Annotated in this window: 19 protein-coding genes; 6 read left to right on the top strand and 13 right to left on the bottom strand. The window is 73.4% G+C overall.

Features of this window, described 5'->3' with window-relative positions:
- Positions 1–33: 33 nt before the first annotated feature.
- The 5 genes from ACGFYQ_RS27265 to ACGFYQ_RS27245 form a co-directional block, all read right to left on the bottom strand.
- Positions 34–972: a dihydrodipicolinate synthase family protein gene (locus ACGFYQ_RS27265; protein ID WP_393748254.1), complete on the bottom strand. Its 939-nt coding sequence runs from the start codon at positions 970–972 to the stop codon at positions 34–36.
- 76 nt (positions 973–1048) lie between these two features.
- Complete coding sequence (locus ACGFYQ_RS27260; protein WP_393748252.1) at positions 1049–2467, bottom strand: NAD(P)/FAD-dependent oxidoreductase; 1419 nt, start codon at positions 2465–2467, stop codon at positions 1049–1051.
- A complete protein-coding gene (locus ACGFYQ_RS27255; RefSeq protein WP_393748250.1) occupies positions 2448–2759 on the bottom strand; it encodes a (2Fe-2S)-binding protein in 312 nt (103 codons plus the stop codon). Before ACGFYQ_RS27255 ends, ACGFYQ_RS27260 begins: the two co-directional genes overlap by 20 nt.
- A gap of 13 nt (positions 2760–2772) precedes the next feature.
- Positions 2773–3933 carry an NAD(P)/FAD-dependent oxidoreductase gene (locus ACGFYQ_RS27250; protein WP_393748248.1) on the bottom strand — a complete coding sequence of 387 codons (1161 nt, stop codon included), beginning with the start codon at positions 3931–3933 and terminating at the stop codon, positions 2773–2775.
- Between the two features lie 72 nt (positions 3934–4005).
- On the bottom strand, positions 4006–6399 hold the full coding sequence (locus ACGFYQ_RS27245; RefSeq protein ID WP_393748246.1) for a collagenase: 2394 nt from the start codon (positions 6397–6399) through the stop codon (positions 4006–4008).
- Between the two features lie 194 nt (positions 6400–6593).
- Between ACGFYQ_RS27245 and ACGFYQ_RS27240 the strand changes: the two genes are divergently transcribed.
- A complete protein-coding gene (locus ACGFYQ_RS27240) occupies positions 6594–7991 on the top strand; it encodes an aminopeptidase P family protein (protein WP_393748244.1) in 1398 nt (465 codons plus the stop codon).
- A gap of 25 nt (positions 7992–8016) precedes the next feature.
- Here the strand turns inward: ACGFYQ_RS27240 and ACGFYQ_RS27235 are convergent, their stop codons facing one another.
- On the bottom strand, positions 8017–8925 hold the full coding sequence (locus ACGFYQ_RS27235; RefSeq protein ID WP_393748242.1) for a LysR family transcriptional regulator: 909 nt from the start codon (positions 8923–8925) through the stop codon (positions 8017–8019).
- A gap of 110 nt (positions 8926–9035) precedes the next feature.
- On the opposite strand from ACGFYQ_RS27235, the gene ACGFYQ_RS27230 reads away from it, so the two are divergent.
- Both ACGFYQ_RS27230 and ACGFYQ_RS27225 read left to right on the top strand, forming a co-directional pair.
- Positions 9036–9770, top strand: a complete 735-nt coding sequence (locus ACGFYQ_RS27230) for an SDR family NAD(P)-dependent oxidoreductase (protein WP_393748240.1) — start codon at positions 9036–9038, stop codon at positions 9768–9770.
- 36 nt (positions 9771–9806) lie between these two features.
- Complete coding sequence (locus ACGFYQ_RS27225; RefSeq protein WP_362390706.1) at positions 9807–10013, top strand: 4-oxalocrotonate tautomerase family protein; 207 nt, start codon at positions 9807–9809, stop codon at positions 10011–10013.
- A 212-nt stretch (positions 10014–10225) separates the two neighbouring features.
- Here the strand turns inward: ACGFYQ_RS27225 and ACGFYQ_RS27220 are convergent, their stop codons facing one another.
- A complete protein-coding gene (locus ACGFYQ_RS27220; protein WP_393748237.1) occupies positions 10226–10624 on the bottom strand; it encodes a RidA family protein in 399 nt (132 codons plus the stop codon).
- Complete coding sequence (locus tag ACGFYQ_RS27215) at positions 10621–11748, bottom strand: acyl-CoA dehydrogenase family protein (RefSeq protein WP_393748235.1); 1128 nt, start codon at positions 11746–11748, stop codon at positions 10621–10623. The genes ACGFYQ_RS27220 and ACGFYQ_RS27215 overlap by 4 nt, the downstream gene beginning before the upstream one ends.
- Before the next feature lie 118 nt (positions 11749–11866).
- Here ACGFYQ_RS27215 and ACGFYQ_RS27210 point away from each other — a divergent pair, with 118 nt between their 5' ends.
- From ACGFYQ_RS27210 to ACGFYQ_RS27200, 3 genes are all read left to right on the top strand, one after another.
- Positions 11867–13510, top strand: a complete 1644-nt coding sequence (locus ACGFYQ_RS27210) for an AMP-binding protein (RefSeq protein WP_393748233.1) — start codon at positions 11867–11869, stop codon at positions 13508–13510.
- Positions 13511–13514: 4 nt separating this feature from the next.
- On the top strand, positions 13515–14315 hold the full coding sequence (locus ACGFYQ_RS27205; RefSeq protein WP_393748231.1) for a PaaX family transcriptional regulator C-terminal domain-containing protein: 801 nt from the start codon (positions 13515–13517) through the stop codon (positions 14313–14315).
- 142 nt (positions 14316–14457) lie between these two features.
- On the top strand, positions 14458–15324 hold the full coding sequence (locus ACGFYQ_RS27200) for a GNAT family N-acetyltransferase (protein ID WP_393748229.1): 867 nt from the start codon (positions 14458–14460) through the stop codon (positions 15322–15324).
- Between the two features lie 36 nt (positions 15325–15360).
- Here the strand turns inward: ACGFYQ_RS27200 and ACGFYQ_RS27195 are convergent, their stop codons facing one another.
- From ACGFYQ_RS27195 to ACGFYQ_RS27175, 5 genes are all read right to left on the bottom strand, one after another.
- Complete coding sequence (locus ACGFYQ_RS27195) at positions 15361–17610, bottom strand: bifunctional salicylyl-CoA 5-hydroxylase/oxidoreductase (protein ID WP_393748227.1); 2250 nt, start codon at positions 17608–17610, stop codon at positions 15361–15363.
- A gap of 4 nt (positions 17611–17614) precedes the next feature.
- Positions 17615–18442, bottom strand: a complete 828-nt coding sequence (locus ACGFYQ_RS27190; RefSeq protein ID WP_393748225.1) for an enoyl-CoA hydratase family protein — start codon at positions 18440–18442, stop codon at positions 17615–17617.
- Between the two features lie 62 nt (positions 18443–18504).
- Complete coding sequence (argF, locus tag ACGFYQ_RS27185) at positions 18505–19527, bottom strand: ornithine carbamoyltransferase (protein WP_393748223.1); 1023 nt, start codon at positions 19525–19527, stop codon at positions 18505–18507.
- Positions 19528–19619: 92 nt separating this feature from the next.
- Positions 19620–20846, bottom strand: coding sequence for an arginine deiminase (locus ACGFYQ_RS27180; RefSeq protein WP_393748221.1), 1227 nt, complete (start codon positions 20844–20846; stop codon positions 19620–19622).
- Positions 20847–20892: 46 nt separating this feature from the next.
- Positions 20893–21369 carry a hypothetical protein gene (locus ACGFYQ_RS27175; protein WP_393748219.1) on the bottom strand — a complete coding sequence of 159 codons (477 nt, stop codon included), beginning with the start codon at positions 21367–21369 and terminating at the stop codon, positions 20893–20895.
- Positions 21370–21536: the final 167 nt, after the last annotated feature.

The raw sequence follows: 21536 nt of genomic DNA, 5'->3' as shown, positions 1-21536 counted from the left end.
GCCCCCTCTGGCGGGTCGGTTGAGGCCGGCTGGTTAGTTGAGGCCCTCGGCGAGGGCCTTCTCGGTGGCGGCGCGGACGGCCGCCTCGATGTCTTCGGTGAGCGGGAAGCGCGGCGGGCGGGTGGCGCCGCCCGGGCGGCCGGCCAGGTCCATGGAGAGCTTGATGGCCTGGACGAACTCGGTCTTGGAGTCCCAGCGCAGCAGGGAGTGCAGCGACTTGTAGAGCGGCAGGGCGGTGGCGAGGTCGCCCGCGACGGCGGCCCGGTAGAGGGTGGCGCAGGACTGCGGGAGCGCGTTGGGGTAGCCGGCGATCCAGCCGACGGCGCCGGCGAGGGCGAGTTCGAGGAGGACGTCGTCCGCGCCGATGAGCAGGTCGAGGCCCGGGGCGAGTTCGGCGATCTCGTACGCGCGGCGGACGTCCCCGCTGAACTCCTTCACGGCGACGATGCTGCCGTCGGCGTGCAGCCGGGCGAGCAGGGCCGGGGTCAGGTCCACCTTGGTGTCGATGGGGTTGTTGTACGCGACGACGGGCAGCCCGGCGCGGGCGACCTCGGTGTAGTGGGCGCGTACGGTCCGCTCGTCGGCCCGGTAGGCGTTGGGGGGCAGGAGCAGTACGGAGCCGGCCCCCGCCTCCGCCGCCTGGTCCGCCCAGCGGCGGGCCTCGGCGCTGCCGTAGGCGGCGACGCCGGGCATGACGCGGGCGCCGTCGCCGGCCGCCTCGACGGCGGTACGGACGACGCGGGCCCGCTCGTCGTCGGTGAGGGTCTGGTACTCCCCGAGGGAGCCGTTGGGGACCACGCCGTCGCAGCCGCCCTCGATCAGCCAGGCCACGTGCTCGGCGTAGGCGTCGTAGTCGACGGTGAGGTCCTCGCGCAGGGGCAGCGCGGTGGCGACCATGATTCCGTGCCAGGGGCGGGTCCGGGTGTCCGGGCGGGCGTCGGTGCGGGGCGCGGGGGTGGGCTCGTGGGTCATGTGGTGACTCCCTAGTGTGGTGTGTGACATTTTACTAGTGGGTGTGAGGCGGCCACAAGGGTCCGGGGGGACCTGATCAGCCGTCCGCGGCGGGAAGTTCGGCGAGGTGGCGCAGTGGAACCGGGCAGGACAGCGGCCGCCGGTCGGGGGCCGGGGCCTCCCCCACGAGGGCGGCGACGGCCGGTCCGCACATGCGGCCCTGGCACCAGCCCATGCCCGCCCGGGTGAGGAGTTTGACGGTGCGGGCGTCCTGCGCGCCGAGGTCTTCGGCGGCCTCGCGGACCAGGCCGGCCGGCACCTCCTCGCAGCGGCACACGACGGCATCGTCCCGCAGCCAGCCGGTCCAGCCGGGGCCCGGGCGGTGGGCGGCGGCCATCGCGTCGGCGAAGGCGCGCAGCCGCGAGCGGCGGCGGGTGAGGGAGGTGGGGACGGGCCGTCCGGCGATCGCGTGGGCCGCGATCTCCCCTTCGGTGAGCGCGAGCCCGGCCCCGCCGATGCCACCCGTCTCGCCTGCGGACCAGACGCCGGGGACGGAGGTGCGGCCGTCGGCGGCCAGGTCCAGGGCGACGGTGCCGTCGGGGCTCCGGCGGGTGGCGCAGCCAAGGCCGGTGGCGAGTTCCAGCTGGGGTACGAGGCCGTGGCCGACGGCGACGGCGTCGCAGGGGATCCGCCGGGAGGTGCCGGGCAGTGGGCGCCAGTCCCGGTCGAGCCGGGTCACGGTGACGGCCTCGACGCGGTCGGTGCCGTGCGCCTCCGTCACGGCGTGCCGGGTGAGGAGGCGGATGTGGTGGCGGAGCAACGCGCTCCCGTACGTCGCGCCTTCGGCGAGCTTGGCGGGGTTGCGGAGCAGGGCGGCCGCCTTCCCCGCGTACGCGGTGTACACCGACGCCTCCACCACGGCGGGGACGGTGGCCCCGGCGGCGGCGAGGGATCCGGCCACGGCGAGCAGGAGCGGGCCGCTGCCGGCGACGACGATCCGCTTGCCGGGGAGGACCAGGCCGGCCTTGAGCATGGCCTGGGCTCCGCCGGCCCCGACCACACCGGGCAGGGTCCAGCCGGGGAAGGGCAGCTGGCGTTCGTACGCGCCGGTGGCGAGGAGGACGGCCCGGGCCGTGACGGTGGCGGCGGCGCCCTCGTCTCCGGCCACGGCGTGCAGGGTCCACCGTCCCTCCTGCGAAACCACCGTCCACACGTGGTGACCCGCGAGGTACGTGATGCGGCCCGCCGACTCATGGGCGCGCAGGGCGGCTTCGCGGGTCGCGAAGGCGGCCCAGTCGTGGTGCAGGGCCTCGGGGCGGGCGGCTCCCAGGCCGGGTGCGGGGTGGCGGTAGAACTGCCCGCCGGGGCGGTCGCCCGCGTCGAGGACGGTGACGCGCAGGCCGAGGCCGGCGGCGGCGACGGCGGCCGCGAGCCCGGCCGGGCCCGCGCCGACGACGGCCAGGTCGGCCGGATCGGCCGGATCGGCCACGGGTCGGTCAGACGGCGAGCTCGGCATGGCCGGTTCCCTCCTGGGTGGTCACGGTGTCGCCCTCCCGGGCGGGGACGAGGCAGGCCCGCTGGTTCGGGCGGCCGTTGACGGTGACGAGGCAGTCGTAGCAGCTGCCGATCCCGCAGAAGGCGCCGCGCGGGGCGCCGCCGTCGCGGGTGGTCCGCCAGGCGAGGATCCCGGCGGACCAGAGGACGGCGGCGATGGACTGGCCCTCCTGCGCGGGGAGTTCGCGGCCGTCGAAGTCGACCGTGTACTGCGACGCGGGGCTGCCGCCGACCAGCTCGCGGGGGCTGCGCATCTGCGGTTCCTCCTCAGGGGGTGGTGCGGGCCGGGGCCGGGCCGAAGCGCTCCGGGCGGAAGGGGGTCAGGGGAAGCGGGGGTTCGGTTCCGGTGAGTGCGGCGGCGATCAGGGCGCCCGTCGCCGGGGCCAGGCCGATGCCCGCGCCCTCGTGGCCGCAGGCGTGCAGCAGGCCGGGGCGGCGGGGGTCCGGGCCGATCGCCGGGAGGTGGTCGGGGAGGTACGGCCGGAAGCCGTGGTAGGTGCGCAGGACCCGGACGTCCGCCAGGACCGGGAAGAGGGCCGCCGCCTGGCCGGCGAGGCGGCGCAAGGCCTCGGTGGAGAGGGTGCGGTCGAAGCCGACGCGTTCGCGGGTGGCTCCGATCAGGACCGGGCCCGACGGGGTGCCCTCGACCACCGCCGAGGACTGCAGGGCCGCGGAGCCGCTGGCGACGTCCGCGATGTAGTCGGCCGCGTAGACCTTGTGGCGGACCACGCGGGGCAGCGGTTCGGTGACCAGGACGAAGCCGCGGCGCGGGAGGACGGGCAGGCTCACGCCCGCGAGCTCCGCGACGCGCCCGCCCCACGTCCCCGCCGCGTTGACCACGGCCGGGGCCAGGAGTTCGCGGTGCGTGGTGCGGACCCCGCGGACCGTCTCGCCGGAGCGCAGGATGCCCGTCACCTCCTCGCCGAGATGGACCTCGGCGCCCGACGCCACCAGCAGGCGGGCCGCCGCCTGGGCCGGCTGGACCTGGGCGTCCTGCGGGTACAGGAATCCGCCCGCGAGGCCCGGGGCCAGGTGCGGTTCGAGGGTGCGCAGGTCGTCCGCCCCCGCCTCGACCGCGTCGACCCCGGCCTTGCGCTGGCCTTCCGCGAAGCCCCGCAGGGCCTCCAGCGCCGCCTGGTTCGGGGCGACGACGAGGCCGCCCTTGGCCTCGTACTCGATCTCCTGGGGGAGGACGCCGGCCAGTTCGGTCCAGAGGCCGGTGGACAGCAGGGCCAGGTCGAGCTCCGGTCCCGCCGCCTTGTCGGAGACGAGCAGGTTGCCTTCGCCGGCGCCCGTCGTGCCGCCCGCGACGGGGCCGCGGTCGACCACGGCCACGGAGAGTCCGGCGCGGGCCGCGTAGTACGCGCACGCCGCTCCGACGACGCCGGCGCCGATGATCACGACGTCCAGGGGGTGTCTCTTGAGCACGGCAGTAATATGTCACATTCCTTAGGTGCTGCCCAGACCGGTCCCGGGGGTACGGGACCGGTCCGGGACGGGTCAGCTGCGGAGCGGGCCCTCACAGCTGTAACTCGACGTGCCCGCCACCTTGTTGCTCCAGATCTCCAGCGGACCGAAGGAGCAGTTCATGTCGGCGAGGTTGTTGGAGGCAGCCCCGGCGCGGTCGAGGAGGAAGTAGTCGACCGTCTCGGACATGTCCTTGAAGTTCTGGTCGTCGCTGCGCCAGTTCTTCAGGTTCGCGGTGATCCGTCCGGTACAGGTGAAGCGCCGCTTGCCGGGGTCGCCGTTCTCCACGCAGTCCGGGGTGTTGTACGTGGCCGTGGCGAAGGCCGACTTCACCGACGCCAGCGCCGAATCGCGCAGCTGGTCGTTCGGGGTGAAGGAGGTGTTCGGCACGAAGAGCTTGTCCACCTTGGCGATCTGCGCGTCCAGGAAGCGGTCGTAGTCGCGCTGGAGGTAGGTGTCGGCACCCATCCGGTGGCGCCAGGCGTCGTACGCGGCCACGTCGTTGTTCCGCAGGTGGGTGTACATCTCGCGCAGCAGGGTGGGCTTCTCGGTCCACAGGAACTCGAAGAAGGTGCCGGCGTAGCTGTAGAAGCGGAAGCCGTCGCCGTCGTAGGTGGCGTTCAGCAGCTGCTCGACGCTCATCCGCGGGCCGCCGCCGGCCGTGTCGCTGATGATGCTCTTGACCAGGGACTTGCGGACGGCGATGCCGTTGTCGCGGGTGGCGCCGTCGAAGAACTCGGCCGTTCCCTCGTCCATGGCGGTCGTACGGTCGCCCTCGTACCAGGGGCCTTCGCCGAAGAAGCCGGGGACGGCGAAGCGGCCGTTGAGGTAATGCGTGTACTCGTGGCGGAAGAGCTCTTCAAGGGTGAGGGAGGAGTCCTGGGGGACGCGGCGCTGGTAGGTGTAGAAGGTGGCGCCGTTCTCGATGTAGATGCCGCCGTTGTTGGTGCCGTAGCCCGTCAGGATCGGGTGGTAGTTCTCGTAGTCCGCGCGGGAGGCGTAGAGCACGATGTTCAGCGTGGTGTTGGGGTCGCCGGCGAGCGGCTGGTCGGTGCCGAGGACCCGGTGGAACTGGGTCTTGACCTGCTTGCTCGCGTAGTAGAGCTGGTCGACGGTGGCCCGGTCCAGGGCGGTGCGGACCTTGATGGCGCCGTTGTCGTAGGTGTAGGTGTACGGGAAGATCTGCTTCTCGATGTCCTCCTTGCAGACCCCGTACTGCTTGCACGCCCCGTAGTAGTTGAGCCAGGAGACGATCTTGGCCCACGGCTCGCTGCCGAAGGCGGACTTCACCGGCTCCAGCAGGGTGCCGAGGTCGGCGACGATCTGGTCCTTGAGGGCCGGGATCTGGCCGAAGCGGCCGTACTCGCCCAGCGCGTCGCGCACCACCCAGGCGTTGCCGGTGCCCTTGAGGTGGGTGTAGCCCGAGAAGGCCTTGAAGACCGCGCGGTACGCGGGGTCGGCGGCCACCGCCGCCTGGAAGGCGGTGTCGTGGTTGCCGTCGTAGACGCCGAGGTAGTTGACGGAGAGGGCGGCGAGGGCGGCGCCCGCCCAGCCGGCGTCCAGGTGCGTGGCCGGGTGGGCCGGGTCCATGGTGGCCAGGACCTTCTTGATGAGGCCCAGCTGGTGCTGGCGCAGGCCCGGCGCGCTGCCGGCGTAGAGGGCCTCGCGCAGGGTCCGGGCGTTGGAGGCCGTGACGTCGAAGGTGTGGGCGGCGTTGCCGAAGTCGGCGATGGCCTGGCGCATGGCGTTCACGGTCGGCGCGTCGGTGACGTCGATCTCGTCGCGCGAGTAGTCGTGGTAGGCGACCGCGTGCAGGTAGGTGAACATCTCCTCCAGGTGGGAGGAGTTACGGCCGTCGTGGGCGGCGGCCAGGACGGATATCCGGCGCGAGACGGCCTGGACGTGCGCGTCGGACATCACGGGGGCGAGGCGGGCGTCCCAGGTCCAGATGAGGCCGCGCAGGCAGCCGTCGGCGAGGACGGCCTGGTCGCCGAGGAAGTCGGCGAACTGCTCCGGGGTGAGGTTCGTGATCCCGTCGAGGGTGCAGGGGACGCCCGCGACGCTCCGCGCGGTGGGGGCGGGCCGGGTGGCAGCCTTGCCGCTCTTCTCGACCCGCTCGTCCGTGGCGGTGGTGGCCGTGGCGGCCGTCGCGGCGCCGGGGACCTGCCCGGTGAGGGCCTGCCCGCCCGGGGCCGGGGCGGGCGCGGGGTCGGTCTTCGGCGCGTTGGCGAGGTGGTCGACCTCGTCGAACGGGTTCGCGCCGGGGCCGGGGGCGGCGGTGGCGGGGGCGGCGGACCGGGCGCCGGTGAACGCGGCCGGGGCCCCGGACTCCGCGGCCTGCGTGGTGGCCTGGCCCGCCGTGGCGAGGAGGGTGACCGCGACGGCGGAGGCGAGGAGGGACGAGCGCACAGCTCTGTGCTGGAACACCGAGAACTCCTGATTGGAGAGGGTGAGGTGGGGGGTGGTGCGTGTGAACTGCCCTGAGTTGCTTCAACTGCCCTGTGTCACGCGGCGTTTGACGGGGATTAACGTGCCGCGGTGTGAGCTGTAACATAGTAATGTGAAATTGCACTGACAAGACCTGTGCGCCCACCAGTTCGCATCTTCTTGAGGGAGACCCCGTGACCGACACCCCCTCCCGCCTCAACACGGGCAGCCACGACCTGCCGGTATCACCGGAGTTGTCCCGGTTCATGGCGGGCAGCTGGGCCGCTTCCCCGCTGCCCGACTCTCCCCCTGGCTTCGCCGGGGGCACCCCCACCCGCGCCCCCGGCCACGCCGTCACCCCGGCCCGCCGGGCGCGGCTCTCGGCCCGCTTCCCGGGCGAACGGCTGATCATTCCGGCCGGGGGGCTGAAGGTCCGCTCCAACGACTGCGACTACCGCTTCCGCCCGCACAGCGCGTACGCCTGGCTGACCGCGCTGACGGGCGAGGACCAGGCGGGCCACGTCCTGGTCATGGAGCCCTCGGGCCCGCACGGGCACGAGGCGGTGCTGTACCTGCGGCCGCGTTCCGCGCGGGCGGACGGCAGCGGGGAGTTCTACCGCGACCGCCGGTACGGGGAGTTCTGGGTGGGCCGCCGCCCGGACCTGGCCGAGGCGGAACGCCTCACCGGCATCCGCTGCGCGCACCTGGACCAGCTCGGGTCGCCCGCGGGCCGGGACGCGTCCAGCGACGCGGAACTGGCCGCCGCCCTGTCGGAGTTGCGCCTGGTGAAGGACGCGTGGGAGGTGGAGCAGCTCCAGCTGGCCGTCGACCACACGACGGCGGGCTTCGAGGACGTCGTACGGGCGCTGCCGCGCGCGCTGGCGCATCCGCGCGGGGAGCGGTGGATCGAGGGGGTCTTCGGCCTGCGCGCGCGGGCCGAGGGCAACGGCACCGGGTACGAGACGATCGCGGCGGCGGGCGCGCACGCGTGCGCCCTGCACTGGATCCGCAACGACGGCCGACTGAACGGGGACGAACTGCTGCTCCTGGACGCGGGTGTGGAGACGGACACCCTGTACACGGCGGACATCACGCGCACCCTCCCGCTGTCGGGCCGCTTCTCCCCCGTCCAGCGGCAGGTGTACGAACTGGTCCTGGCCGCCCAGGAGGCGGGCATGGCGGCCCTGCGGCCGGGGGCGAGCTTCGGGGACTTCCACCGGGCCGGGATGCGGGTCATCGCGGAGGGCCTGGCTGACTGGGGTGTCCTGAAGGACGCGGAGGGCGACCTGCACCGGCGGTACACGCTGTGCAGCAGCGGTCACATGCTGGGCCTGGACGTCCACGACTGCGGGAAGGCACGGGCGGAGACCTACCTGGAGGGGGTCCTGGAGGAGGGCCAGGTCCTGACGGTGGAGCCGGGCCTGTACCTCCAGCCGGACGACGAGACCCTGCCGCCGGAGCTGCGCGGCATCGGGGTCCGCATCGAGGACGACCTCGTCATCACGGCGGACGGCGCCCGCCTGATGTCGGGCGCCCTGCCCCGCACGGTGGCGGGCATCGAGGAGTGGATGGGCCGCCTGCTGGAGGGCTGACCCGGACGGGTCCCCCAATACACCCCTAGCCGCTCACGGGGGCGATGAGGCGGCTCGTCAGCTCCTCGACGAAGGCGTCCACGTGGGGCGGGCGCGGGCCGGGGCGGGTGGCGCAGAACCAGGTGCGGGTCAGCGGCCGGGCGCCGATGCGGACCAGCGCGAGGCCGTGCGAGGACGCGTACGGGGCGGCCACCCAGTTGGGCAGGACCGTCACGCCCTGGCCGCCCGCCACCATCTCGACCACCAGGTCGGTGACCACCGGCATGGTGGTGATCCTGGCCGGCCGGGCTCCGGCGGGGATCGGCAGCGGCATCGACGGGATGCGCTTCTGGTCGTAGAAGTCGTACAGGACCAGGTCGGCGCCGTCGAAGTCACGGGCGGTCAGGTGCGCGCGGGAGGCCCACGGGTGCCCGGCGGGCACCACCGCCACCATCTCGTCGTCGAACAGCCTGGTCAGGGACACCCGGTCCATCTGCAGGTCCGGCTTGGTGACCAGCGCGACGTCCACCAGGTCGGCGAGCAGCGCCGGGATCGGCGCGTCGTCGGCGACCGTCTCGATGCGCACGTCGATGTCCGGCTCGCGCTCGCGGAAGGCGCGCAGGACGGGCGGCAGCCACGGGAAGGTGGTGCTGCACTGGGCGGTGAAGCGGACCCGCCGGTCGCGCCCGTCGCGGAGCTCGCGCAGGTCGCGGGAGGCCGACTCCAGTTCGCCGAGGACGTGGCGGGCGGCCACCAGCAGCCGGCGGCCCGCCGCGTTGGGGATCAGGCGGCGGCCCTTGCGGTCGAAGAGGGGCATGCCGAGGCGGGCCTCCAGCCGGGTGAGCCGCTGGCTGAGGGCCGGCTGGCTGACGTAGAGCCGCTCGGCGGCGGCGGTCAGCGAGCCGGCCTCGGCGGTGGCGTCGAGGAGCTCCAGGTCACGCAGGTCCACATCCATAACGTGGGATTATGGCATGCTCCAATGTCCGTCGTGGTGTTATGAGTTGAGAGTTCGTACGTTTCTGGTGTCACCGGACGAACTCACCCGCCACGAAAGGCGCATGAACCATGAACACCAGCACCGCATTGATCACCGGCTCCTCCAGCGGCATCGGCCTCGACATCGCCCGCGCCTTCCTGGCGAGCGGCGCAAACGTCGTCCTCAACGGCCGGGACCCCGAGCGCCTCACGAAGGCCGCGGCCGGCCTCGGTCATCCGGAGCGGACCGCCTGGGTCGCGGGCGCCATCGCCGATCCGGAGACCGGCGAGTCGCTCGTCCGTACCGCGCTCGAACGCTTCGGCCGGATCGACGTCCTGGTCAACAACGCCGGCACCTTCGCCCCCAAGCCCTTCACCGAGGTGACGGAGGAAGAGCTCGACGGCTTCCTGACCGGCAACCTCAAGGGCACCTACCTCACCACCCAGGCCGTGGTGCGGGCGCTGCGGGCCCAGGGCGAGGGCGGCAGCATCGTCAACATCGGCACGGTCCTCGTGGACCACGGGCTGGCCGGCTTCCCGGCCTCCGCGCCGGTGGTCAGCAAGGCCGGTGTGCACGCGCTGACCACGAGCCTGTCCGCCGAGCTCGCGGCCGACGGCATCCGCGTCAACCTCGTCTCGCCCGGCATCATCCGCACGCCGCTGCACGCGGGCTCCGACGTGGACTCCTTCGGCGGTCTCGCCCTCCTGGACCGGGTCGGCGAGGTCTCCGAGATCTCCGAGGCCGTGCTCTACCTCGCGGGCGCCACGTTCGTCACCGGCCACGCCCTGCGCGTGGACGGCGGCCACGTGACCGGCCGCGCCTGATCCCCGCTCTCCCCCGACCCAGGAAGGACATCCACCATGCCGTACGTCAACGTCAAGATCACCCGTGAGGGTGCCACCGCGGCCCAGAAGGCCGAGATCATCGCCGGGGTCACCGACCTGCTGGTCCGGGTCCTCGACAAGGACCCGGCCACCACGTTCGTCCTCATCGACGAGGTCGCCCTGGAGGACTGGGGCGTGGGCGGCGTCCGGACGGACGAGTACCGTCGGCGCGTGCGCGGCTAGAGCCCGGGGCCCTGCCGCTGCGCGGGGCCTCCCGGGCGCCGCCCGAACCCGCGCCTCAATCGCCGGCGAGGCTCGAAGACCGGGGCTCCGCCCCGCACCCCGCGCCTCAAACGCCGGCGGGGCTGAATGGTGCGGCGGCGGCTCCGGCGCGGGTACGCCCTCAAACGCCGGGCGGGCTGGAACTGCCCTGCGGGCAATCCAGCCCCGCCGGGCTACGGGAGGATCGCGACGCCGTCGAGTTCGAGCAGGGCCTGGGTGTCCCAGAGGCGGGTCACGCCGATGACGGCCATCGCCGGATAGTCGCGGCCCGCCAGCCTCCGCCAGATCCGCCCGAGTTCGGCGGCACAGCCCCGGTACGCGGCCACGTCCACCGCGTAGACGGTCACGCGCGCGAGGTCCGCCGGCGCGCCGCCGGACTCCGCGAGGGCGGTCAGCAGGTTGGACAGGGCCCGCTCGAACTGCTCGGGCAGGGTCTCGCCCACCACCTTGCCCGCCGGGTCCAGCGCGGTCTGGCCCGCCAGGAACACCAGCCGCGAGCCGGTCGCCACCACCGCGTGCGAGAAGCCCGCCGGCGGCGACAGCTCGGCCGGGTTGATCCGCTCCAGGCTCATCGCGGCGCCACCACCCGGTACAGCTCCTTCGCGATGATGGTGCGCTGCACCTCGCTCGCGCCCTCGTAGATCCGCGGGGCCCGTACCTCCCGGTAGAGGTGTTCGAGCAGGTGGCCCCGCTGCAGGGCCACGGCTCCGTGGAGCTGGACCGCGTGGTCCACCACGTACTGGGCCGTCTCCGTGGCGAGGAGCTTCGCCATGGCCGCGCGGCGCGGGACGTCCGGCGAGCCGCTGTCGTACGCCCCCGCCGCCGCGTAGACGAGGAGCCGGGCGGCCTCGGTGCGCGTCGCCATCTCCGCCACCCGGTGGGCCACCGCCTGGAGGTCGCCGAGCACCCCGCCGAACGCGGTCCGGCCCGCCGTGTGCGCGAGCGTCGCGTCGAGCGCGGCCCGGGCCATGCCCACCGCGAACGCCCCGACGCTCGGCCGGAAGAGGTTCAGCGTGTCCATCGCGACCCGGAATCCGCGCCCGGGCTCGCCGAGCAGGTCCTCGGGGCCGACGGGGACCCCGTCGAAGGCCAGGGAGCCGATCGGGTGCGGGGACAGCATGTCGAGCGGCTCGCCCGTGAGCCCCGGCCGGTCCGCCGGGACCAGGAAGGCCGACACCCCCTTGGCGCCCGGCCCTTCACCCGTCCGGGCGAACACCGTGTAGAAGTCCGCCTCCGGGGCGTTGGAGATCCAGCACTTCTCCCCGTCGAGCCGCCAACCGCCCCCGGGATCCGGGGTGGCCGCCAGCGCCAGCGCCGCCGCGTCCGAGCCCGCCCCCGGTTCGCTCAGCGCGAAGGCGGCCACGGCCCGCCCGGCGCGCACCCCCGGCAGCCAGCGCGCGCGCTGCGCCTCGCTCCCCGCCCGCAGGACCGGGTACGCCCCCAGTCCCTGGAGCGCGAGCGCCGTCTCGGCCTCCGTGCAGCCGTAGGCGAGGGATTCCCGCAGCAGGCACAGCTCCAGCGCGCCGGAGGCGAACACCCGCTCCAGCAGGCCCAGTTCACCCAGTGCCGCGAGCAGCGGCCGGTTGATCCGCCCCGGCTCCCCCTTCTCGGCCAGCGGCCTCAGCCGGTCGGCCGACAGTGCGCGCAAGTGCGCGCACCATTCCTCCTGGTCCACCCCGAGCGCGAATCCGGTCATCCGAATATCCCCGCTTCTATCGCGTCCTGTTGACTGCCGTCACCATCACGATACGCTCGTCTGGTACCGCACGGCCGGCTCCACCCCAATCCGGACGTTGCAAGGGGGCGCACCCGCCTTGGAGCTCAAGCCTTCCGCTCACGCCGACACCTTCGCCCGCGACCATCTGCCGCCCGCCGACACCTGGCCGGAGCTCCTCTTCGAGCTGCCCGAACTGGCCTACCCGGACCGCCTGAACTGCGCGGCAGAACTGCTCGACGCCACCATCGACCGGTTCGGACCCGGCGGCGCCGACCGCCCCGCCTTCCGCAGCGGCACGGGCGAGGTGTGGACGTACGGCGGACTGCGCGAGCGCGTGGACCGCCTCGCCCACGTGCTCACTGTCGATCTCGGCGTCGTCCCCGGCAACCGGGTGCTCCTGCGCGGGCCCACCGGTCCCTGGCTCGCCGCCTGCTGGCTCGCGGTGGTCAAGGCGGGCGCGGTGGCGGTGACCGTACTGCCCCAGCAGCGCGCCCAGGAGCTGGCCACGGTCTGCGCGATGGCCCGGGTGGGCCACGCCCTGTGCCACGCGGACGTACTGGACGACCTGGTCAAGGCCGAGGTGCCGGGGCTGCGGATCACCGCGTACGGCGGCGAGGCCCCGGGCGATCTGCTGCACCTCGCCGAGCGGCACGCGGGCCGGCCGTTCCCCGCCGCCCCGACCTCCTGCGACGACGTCGCCCTGATCGCCTTCACCTCCGGGACCACCGGACGGCCGAAGGGCTGCATGCACTTCCACCGCGACCTGCTGTCCGTGGCCGACACCTTCTCGCGCGGCGTACTGCGCCCCCGCCCGGACGACGTCTTCGCGGGCAGCCCGCCGCTCGGGTTCACCTTCGGCCTCGGCGGCCTGGTCGTCTTCCCGCTGCGGGCCGGGGCGTCCGCGCTGCTGCTGGAGGAGGCCGGGCCGCGGCACCTGCTGCCCGCGCTCGCCGAGCACCGGGTGACGGTGCTGTTCACGGCGCCCACCGCGTACCGGGCGATGCTGGACGCGCTGGGCCCGTACGACGTGGGCGCCTACGACCTCTCCGCGCTGCGCCGCTGCGTCTCGGCCGGGGAGAACCTGCCCGCCGCGACCTGGCAGGCCTGGTACGAGCGCACCGGCCTGCGGATCATCAACGGCATCGGGGCGACCGAACTGCTGCACATCTTCATCTCCGCCGCTGACGAGGACATCCGGCCGGGTACGACCGGCCGGGTGGTCCCGGGCTGGCAGGCGCGGGTGGTGGACCGGTCCGGCCGGCCGGTCGCGGACAACGAGCCGGGGCTGCTGGCCGTACGAGGCCCCGTGGGCTGCCGCTACCTGGCCGATCCCCGGCAGGGGGAGTACGTACAAGGCGGCTGGAACCTGACGGGCGACACCTACGTCCGCGATCCGGAGGGGTACTTCCGCTACGTCGCCCGCGCCGACGACATGATCATCTCGGCGGGCTACAACATCGCGGGCCCCGAAGTGGAAGAGGCCCTGCTGCGTCACCCCGACGTGCTGGAGGCGGCGGTGGTGGGCCGCCCGGACGAGCGACGCGGGCAGGTCGTGGTGGCGTACACCGTCACGCGTGACGGTGTGGTGCTCACGGAGGAGGACCTGCGCGCCTTCATGCGGACCGAGCTGGCCCCCCACAAATGCCCGCGCTCCTTCGTCTTCCTCCCCGCCCTCCCCCGCACGGCGACGGGCAAGCTGCAACGCTTCCGCCTGCGGGATCCGGGACAGGTCCTAGAGTGAACCCGTGGCCGAGCAGCACACTCCGCGATCTCTGATCGTCACGTTCTACGGCGCCTACGGGCGGGCCTTCGAGGGACCGGTCCCGGTGTCCGCGCTGATCCGCCTGCTGGGCGCGGCCGGCGTGGACGCCCCGTCGGTCCGCTCGTCGGTGTCCCGGCTGAAGCGTCGCGGCTTCCTGCTGCCCGCGCGCGCCGCCGACGGCTCGGCGGCCTACGAGCTCTCCGACGAGGCCCGGCAGCTGCTGGACGACGGCGACCGGCGGATCTACGGCAGCCCCCAGCTGTCGGACGAGTGGCTGGTGGCGGTGTTCTCCGTCCCGGAGCAGGAGCGGCACAAGCGGCACCTGCTGCGCTCCCGGCTGGCCCGGCTCGGCTTCGGCGCCGTGGCGCCGGGCGTGTGGATCGCCCCGGCCCGGCTGGCCGAGGAGACCGGGCACACCCTGCAACGGCTGCACCTGACGCCGTACGTGGAGCTGTTCCGCGGCGCCCACCTCGGCTTCGCGCCGACCGCCGAGGCCGTGGCCCGCTGGTGGGACCTGACGTCCCTGGCCAAGCAGCACGAGGAATTCCTGGATCTGCACGGACCCGCCCTGCGCGCCCTCCAGTCGGGCCCGGACCCGACGCCGGAGGAGGCCTACCGCGGCTACCTCCTCGCCCTGGACAGCTGGCGCCGCCTCCCGTACGCCGACCCGGGCCTGCCGCGCGACCTGCTCCCGGCGGACTGGCCGGGCGACCGCGCGGCGGCCGTGTTCGCCGAGCTCCACGCGCGGCTGCGGGACGTGGGCGAGGGTTTCGCGCAGCCCTGACCGGCCGCGCGGACGGCCGGACGGCCGGGCAGACGGGCAGACGGGCAGACGGGCATGCTCGCCTGCGGGAGCGCTGCGGGCGGCCTGCCGACGGGCCCGAAACTCGGGTGCACGGGGGTCCGGGCCCGCGCCACGATGGGCCATGACTTGGACCTTCACTTCGGACCTGGCGGCCTATCTGGCCGCGGCGGGCCCCTCCGTGGCCGCGCAGCCCGTGCCCAACACCCTCCTGCTGACCGTCGCCGACGCGCTGGAGCGGCGCGGGCCCCACGCCTACGGGCCGGCCGACCCCGTCTTCGGCTGGTGGACGGGGGCCGACGGCGCCGTCTCCGGGGCCCTGCTGTGCACCCCTCCGTATCCGCTCCAGCTCGGTGCGCTGCCCGAGCAGGCGGTACGGGCGCTGGCGGCGGCCCTCGCCACCGAGCCGCTGCTCGCCGGGATCGGCGGCATCAGCGCCCGGCGCCGCGACGCGGAGGCGCTGGCCGGGGCGTGGGGGCGGCCGTCCCGGGTCGCCGAGCGGAACCGCCTGTACCGGCTGGCCGGGCTGATCGCCCCGGATCCCGTCCCCGCCGGGCGGGCCCGGCCCGCCGCCGAGACGGACCTCCCGCTGCTGCTGGAGTGGACCGGGGCCTTCAACCGGGAGGCGGGACAGCCGGGCGCCGCCTCCGAGGCCGCCCTGCGCGACCGGATCTCCTACGGCGGCACGCTGCTGTGGGAGCACGCCGGGACCCCGGTCTCCCTGGCCGGATTCGGCCGTCCGATCGGCTCGGCCTCCCGCGTCGGCCCGGTCTACACCCCGCCGGAGCTCCGCGGCCGCGGCTACGCCGCCGGGGTCACGCACGCGGCGAGCGAAGCGGCCTACGCGGCAGGTGCCTCCGAGGTGCTGCTCTTCACCGACCTGGCCAACCCGACCAGCAACGGCGTCTACCTGCGCCTGGGCTACGCCCCGGTCGAGGACCGCGCCGAGATCGTCCCCGCCGGACCCGCCGGACCCGCCGGACCCGCCTGACCCGCCGACCGCCGGCCGCCGGCCGTCGCCCGGGCCTCAGCCGCGGCCCGTCGGCGGTGTGCGGCTGCCCGCCCGGTAGGGCAGGGGCCAGGGCGCGGCCGGGCCCTCGTAGGACTGGTCGGCGGCCGCGTGCAGGGTCCAGTGGGGGTCGTACAGGTGGGGGCGGCCGAGGGCGCAGAGGTCCGCGCGCCCGGCCAGCAGCAGCGAGTTCACGTCGTCCCAGGAGGAGATGGCGCCGACGGCGATGACGGGGACGCCGAGCGCGTTGCGGATCCGGTCGGCGTACGGGGTCTGGTACGAGCGCCCGTACTCCGGGGCCTCGTCCGCGACGACCTGGCCGGTCGAGACGTCGACGGCGTCCGCGCCGTGGGCGGCGAAGGCCGCCGCGATCTCCACCGCCTCCTCGGGCGAGGTGCCGCCCGGCGCCCAGTCGGTGGCCGAGAGGCGGACCGTCATCGGGCGGTCCTCGGGCCACACGGCGCGCACCGCGTCGAAGACCTCCAGCGGGAAGCGCAGCCGGTTCTCCAGAGGGCCGCCGTAGGCGTCCGTGCGCCGGTTGGTCAGCGGCGAGAGGAAACCGGAGAGCAGGTAGCCGTGGGCGCAGTGCAGTTCGAGCAGGTCGAAGCCGCAGTCGGCGGCACGGACCGCGGCAGCCGCGAAGTCCGAGCGGACCGCCGCCATGTCCTGCGCCGTGAGGGCGCGGGGGACGGCCGAGACACCCGGCCGGTAGGGCAGCGCCGAGGCGGCCGTCAGCGGCCAGCCGCCCTCCGGGAGGGGGTCGTCCATCCCCTCCCACATCACGCGGGTGGCGCCCTTGCGCCCCGAGTGACCGAGCTGGACGCCGAGCGCGGTACCGGGCGCGGAGGTGTGCACGAAGTCGGTGATCCGCTGCCATGCGGCTGCCTGCTCCTGCGTGTACAGGCCGGTGCAGCCGGGGGTGATCCGGCCCTCGGCGCTGACGCAGACCATCTCCGTCATGACCAGGCCGGCCCCGCCGAGCGCCCGCGCGCCCAGGTGTACGAGGTGGAAGTCGCCCGGAACGCCCTCCTCGGCCGAGTACATGTCCATCGGTGAGACGACGACCCGGTTGCGCAGGGTCAGCCCGCGCAGGGTGAACGGGGTGAACATGGGCGGGGTCCGCTCGTCCGGGCAGCCGAAGTCCCGTTCCACGGCCCGGGTGAACCGGTCGTCACGCAGCCGCAGGTTGTCGTGGGTGACCCGCCGGCTGCGCGTGAGTAGGTTGAAGGCGAACTGCCGGGCGGGCTGGCCGACGTATCCGGCGACCTCCTCGAACCAGCGCATGCTGGCGGCCGCCGCCCGCTGGGTACTGGCCACGGCGGGCCGCCGCGCGGCTTCGTACGCCGCGAGCGCGGCCGGTACGCCGGGCTCGGCGCGGACGGCTTCGGCGAGCGCGAGGGCGTCCTCGACGGCGAGTTTGGTGCCGGACCCGATGGAGAAGTGGGCGGTGTGCGCCGCGTCGCCGAGCAGGGCCACGTTGCCGTGCGACCAGCGCTCGTTGACGACGGTACGGAACTGCGTCCAGGCCGAGCGGTTGCCCTGCAGCGGCCGGCCCCGCAGGGCCTCGCTGAAGATCTTGGCGCAGCGGGCCGCCGACTCGTTCTCGTCGCACAGGTCGAATCCCGCCAACCGCCACACCTCCTCCCGCATCTCCACGATCACCGTGGAGGCGTCCGCGGAGTAGGGGTAGGCGTGCAGTTGCATCACCCCGTGCTCGGTCTCCGCGATCTCGAAGCGGAAGGCGTCGAAGGCGAAGTCGGCGGCGAGCCAGATGTACCGGCACCGCCCGCCGGTCACGGTCGGCCCGAAGTGCGCGGCGCCCGCCTCGCGGGTCGCGCTGTGCACTCCGTCGGCCGCGACCACCAGGTCGTGGGAGGCCGCGAGCGCCGCCGCGTCCACCGGGCCGGTGCGGAAATTCAGCCGGACGCCCAGTCCGGCGCAGCGCTCGTGCAGGATCTCCAGCAGCCGGCGCCGCCCGAGGGCGGCGAAACCGTGGCCGCCGGAGGTCAGCAGCCGGCCCCGGTGCACGATGTCCACGTCGTCCCAGCGCACGAACTCCGCGCTCAGGGCCGCGTAGACCACGGTGTCGGCCTGTTCGATGCCGCCGAGGGTCTCGTCGGAGAGGACCACGCCGAAGCCGAAGGTGTCGTCCGGCGCGCCCCGTTCCCAGACCTCCACGGTGTGGCCCTGGCGGGCCAGCAGTGCGGCGGCGTACAGCCCGCCCGGTCCCCCGCCGACGACGGCGACCCGCATGGCGACTGCGGACATCCGGCTACCTGCCCTTCCACTCCGGCGGCCGTTTCCCGGTGAAGGCCGCGTGGAATTCCGCGTAGTCCTGGCCGTTCATCAGCAGGGCCTGGGTGTTGGCGTCCAGCTCGACGGACGCGGCCAGCGGCATGTCGAGCTCGGCGGTGAGCAGCGCCTTGGTCTGCGCGTAGGCGAGGGCGGGACCGGCCGCCAGGTGCGCGGCGAGTTCGGCGGCGCGTACGTGGGCCTTGCCCTCCTCGGTGAGTTCGCTGAGGAGGCCGATCCGTTCTGCCTCCGCGGCGCGTACGGGCTCTCCGAGCATCAGCAGCCGCGTGGCGTGGCCGAGGCCGACGACGCGGGGCAGCAGGTAGGCGGCGCCCATGTCCCCGCCGGAGAGGCCGACGCGGGTGAAGAGGAACGCGAAGCGGGCGCTGGGGTCGGCGATCCGGAAGTCGGCGGCGAGCGCGAGGACGGCTCCGGCTCCGGCGGCGACCCCGTGCACGGCGGCGATGACCGGGAAGGGGCATTCGCGGATGGCGCGGACGACCTGGCCGGTCATCCGGTTGAAGTCGAGGAGCTGGGCGGTGTCCATGGCGAGGGTGGCGCCGATGATCTCGTCCACGTCCCCGCCGGAGCAGAAGCCGCGCCCCTCGCCGCCGAGCACGAGGGCGCGTACGGACCGCTCACGGGACAGTTCGGCCAGCAGATCGCGCAGGTCGGCGTAGGCGCCGAAGGTGAGCGCATTCAGTTTTTCGGGGCGGTCGAAGGTGACGGTGGCCACGCCGTCCTGCCGGGTCACCCGGAGGTGGCGCCACCGTTCTGTCGCTTCTGTGGAACCGGTGAAGGGGCTCACACGATCGACGGTATCACCAGATCGTGACTGCCGTCACAGAAACGCGACACACGCACCCCGATCTATGCGAGGTGCTGCGCGCGGGGCTTTCCGAGGGTGGCGACCAGCACCGCCTTGATGGTGTGCAGCCGGTTCTCGGCCTCGTCGAAGACGACGGAGTGCTCCGACTCGAACACCTCGTCCGTCACCTCCAGCGATTCCAGCCCGTGCCGCTCGTGGATCCCCCGCGCCACCTCGGTGCCGAGGTCGTGGAAGGCGGGCAGGCAGTGCATGAACTTCACGTCCGGGTTCCCGGTGGCCCGCAGCACGTCCATGGTCACCGCGTACGGGGACAGGGCCGCGATCCGCTCGTCCCAGACCTCCTTGGGCTCGCCCATGGACACCCAGATGTCGGTCAGCACGAAGTCGGCCTGGGCCACGCCCTCGGCGATCTCCTCGGTCAGGGTGATCCGGGCGCCGCTGCGCTCCGCGAGCTCGCGCGCCGCGGCCACCACGGGCTCGGCCGGCCAGTAGGCCTTCGGCGCGACCAACCGTACGTCCATGCCCAGCAGCGCGCCGGTCACGAGGTAGGAGTTGCCCATGTTGAAGCGGGCGTCGCCGAGGTACGCGAAGGAGATCCGCTCCAGCGGCTTGGCGGTGTGCTCGGTCATGGTGAGCACGTCGGCCAGCATCTGGGTGGGGTGCCAGTCGTCGGTGAGGCCGTTGAAGACGGGCACGCCGGCGTGGGCGGCGAGCGCCTCGACGGTGTCCTGGCTGTCGCCCCGGTACTCGATTCCGTCGAACATCCGGCCGAGCACGCGCGCGGTGTCCTTGACCGACTCCTTGTGGCCCATCTGGGAGCCCGCGGGGTCGAGGTACGTGGTGCGGGCACCCTGGTCGGCGGCGGCGACCTCGAAGGCGCAGCGGGTGCGCGTCGAGGTCTTCTCGAAGATCAGCGCGATGTTCCTGCCCTGGAGCATGGGCTGCTCGGTCCCGGCCTTCTTGGCCGCCTTGAGGCCGGCGGCGAGCTCGATCAGACCGCGGAACTCGTCGGCGGTGAAGTCGAGCTCCTTGAGAAAACTGCGGCCGGCGAGGTCGGTGGCCATGGGGTCGCTCCAGCGTCACGGTGACAGGGGATGTTGGAAGTCTATACGATCCTCTGCATTGATATACAGACGCGTCTCGGCATGTGAGGGTCTCAGACCGCGTCCCGCTCGACCGGGCAGCTCATGCAGCGCGGTCCGCCGCGGCCCCGCCCCAGCTCGCTGCCCGGAATCTCGATGACCTCGATGCCCTCCTTGCGCAGATGGGTGTTGGTCGTCACGTTCCGCTCGTACGCGACCACCACGCCGGGCTCCACGGCCAGCACGTTGCACCCGTCGTCCCACTGCTCGCGCTCCGCCGAGTGCACGTCCTGCGTCGCGGTCAGCACCCGGATCGAGTCCAGCCCGAGCGCCGCCGCGATGGCCCGGTGCATGTGGTCCGCCGGATGGTCGGTCACCTTCAGCTGGCCCGGGCCGTCACCCGGCTCGATCGTGTAGGAGGGGAGCATGCCGAGCCCGGCGTACTGCGTGAACGTATCTCCGTCGACCATCGTCATCACCGTGTCCAGGTGCATGAAGGCCCGCCGCTTCGGCATGTCCAGGGCCACGATGGCGGTCGCCGACCCGGCGGCGAACAGCCCCCGCGCCAGCATCTCCACCGCCTGCGGGGTGGTCCGCTCGCTCATCCCGATGAGCACCGCGCCGTTCCCGATGACGAGCACGTCACCGCCCTCGATGGTCGAGGGGTAGTCGACCTGCCCCTGCGACCAGTAGTGGAAGGCGCCGGAGGAGGTGAAGAGCGGGTGGTGCTTGTAGATCGCCTCGAAGTGGACGGTCTCGCGCTGCCGCGCGGGCCAGCGCATCGCGTTGATGGACACCCCGTCGTAGATCCAGGCGGACGTGTCCCGGGTGAACAGGTGGTTGGGCAGCGGGCCCAGCAGGAAGCCGTCCAGTTCCAGGGCGTGGAAGCGCACCGACACCGGCTCGGCGTGCCGCTCCAGGAACTCCCGCTTGGTCATCCCGCCGACCAGCGCCTCGGCCAGGGCGGCGGAGCTCAGCCCGTCGAAGGCCGACCGGAGGTGGTCGGTGGCGAGCGGCCCGTACTCCTTCTCGTCGAAGACCCGGTCCAGTACGAGGTGTCTCGCCTCCGGGATGTCGAGGGCCTCGCACAACAGGTCGCCGAAGAGGTGGACATCCACGCCCCGGTCGCGCAGTACGTCCGCGAAGCCGTCGTGCTCCTGGCGGGCCCGGCGCACCCACAGCACGTCGTCGAAGAGGAGCGCGTCCTTGTTGCTCGGTGTGAGCCGCTTCAGCTCCAGGTCGGGCCGGTGGAGGATGACGCGGCGAAGCCGCCCGGTCTCGGAGTCGACATGGAATCCCATGGCGTACACGTTCCCAGACCGGGCGGCCTTTTGACGTGGCGTCTGCTCAGCGGGGGGTGCCGAGGCCGAGAAGCGCCGTCGGAGCGCCGATGAGTTCCGGGGTGGTCAGGCCCAGTTCGGGCGTGGCCAGGTTCGGCACCCCGGAGTTGGAGCCGTCCGGCATCGTCAGCAGACCGCCGGCGACCACACCGGGGGTCCGGGCGAGCAGGTCGGTGGCCGGCGACTCCACGGAGCCCTCGCCGTCCGTCTCCGGCTTGCCGAGCAGGTTCGGCACCGGCGAGGTGACGAGGGTGCTGCCGAGTTCGGTGCCGATCGGGACAGCCGGGAGCAGCGGGGTCGGGAGCATGTTCCCCTTGTGGAAGCGGGGCGCCTCGGGCGCTCCCACGGCCGGCACCGGCACGGCGGTCGCCACACGCGGGGTGTCCACCCCCAGCGTGGTCTTCACAGCGTCCAGCGGGACACCGACCGGCACCGAGTCGGCCACGGCCGGGGTGGCCGCGCCGGCCGCGGCCATACAGGTCATGAGTGCCGCAATGCTTCCGCGCGCGGTCATCTTCATAGGTGACGTTCCGTCCTTCCAGGGTCGCGGACATTCCGCTGCCCTGGATGAACGATCCCGCCGGTGGGTTTCCCGGAGTTCTCCGCGAAAGTTCCCCCATACGACCTAATTCGAGGCCGTACGGGGGTCCT

It is taken from the genome of Streptomyces sp. NPDC048258, assembly GCF_043201995.1.
Lineage (GTDB): Bacteria > Actinomycetota > Actinomycetes > Streptomycetales > Streptomycetaceae > Streptomyces.
The sequence above is the reverse complement of the archived record's forward strand: the minus strand, read 5'-3'. Positions and strand labels throughout refer to the sequence as shown.

What these genes read in the sequence shown, in the direction of transcription:
- ACGFYQ_RS27265 (WP_393748254.1), bottom strand. Translation starts at nt 972, where the DNA reads ATGACCCACGAGCCCACCCCCGCGCCCCGCACCGACGCCCGCCCGGAC.
- ACGFYQ_RS27260 (WP_393748252.1), bottom strand. Translation starts at nt 2,467, where the DNA reads ATGCCGAGCTCGCCGTCTGACCGACCCGTGGCCGATCCGGCCGATCCG.
- ACGFYQ_RS27255 (WP_393748250.1), bottom strand. Translation starts at nt 2,759, where the DNA reads ATGCGCAGCCCCCGCGAGCTGGTCGGCGGCAGCCCCGCGTCGCAGTAC.
- ACGFYQ_RS27235 (WP_393748242.1), bottom strand. Translation starts at nt 8,925, where the DNA reads ATGGATGTGGACCTGCGTGACCTGGAGCTCCTCGACGCCACCGCCGAG.
- ACGFYQ_RS27230 (WP_393748240.1), top strand. Translation starts at nt 9,036, where the DNA reads ATGAACACCAGCACCGCATTGATCACCGGCTCCTCCAGCGGCATCGGC.
- ACGFYQ_RS27225 (WP_362390706.1), top strand. Translation starts at nt 9,807, where the DNA reads ATGCCGTACGTCAACGTCAAGATCACCCGTGAGGGTGCCACCGCGGCC.
- ACGFYQ_RS27220 (WP_393748237.1), bottom strand. Translation starts at nt 10,624, where the DNA reads ATGAGCCTGGAGCGGATCAACCCGGCCGAGCTGTCGCCGCCGGCGGGC.
- ACGFYQ_RS27215 (WP_393748235.1), bottom strand. Translation starts at nt 11,748, where the DNA reads ATGACCGGATTCGCGCTCGGGGTGGACCAGGAGGAATGGTGCGCGCAC.
- ACGFYQ_RS27200 (WP_393748229.1), top strand. Translation starts at nt 14,458, where the DNA reads ATGACTTGGACCTTCACTTCGGACCTGGCGGCCTATCTGGCCGCGGCG.
- ACGFYQ_RS27195 (WP_393748227.1), bottom strand. Translation starts at nt 17,610, where the DNA reads ATGTCCGCAGTCGCCATGCGGGTCGCCGTCGTCGGCGGGGGACCGGGC.
- argF (WP_393748223.1), bottom strand. Translation starts at nt 19,527, where the DNA reads ATGGCCACCGACCTCGCCGGCCGCAGTTTTCTCAAGGAGCTCGACTTC.
- ACGFYQ_RS27180 (WP_393748221.1), bottom strand. Translation starts at nt 20,846, where the DNA reads ATGGGATTCCATGTCGACTCCGAGACCGGGCGGCTTCGCCGCGTCATC.
- ACGFYQ_RS27175 (WP_393748219.1), bottom strand. Translation starts at nt 21,369, where the DNA reads ATGACCTGTATGGCCGCGGCCGGCGCGGCCACCCCGGCCGTGGCCGAC.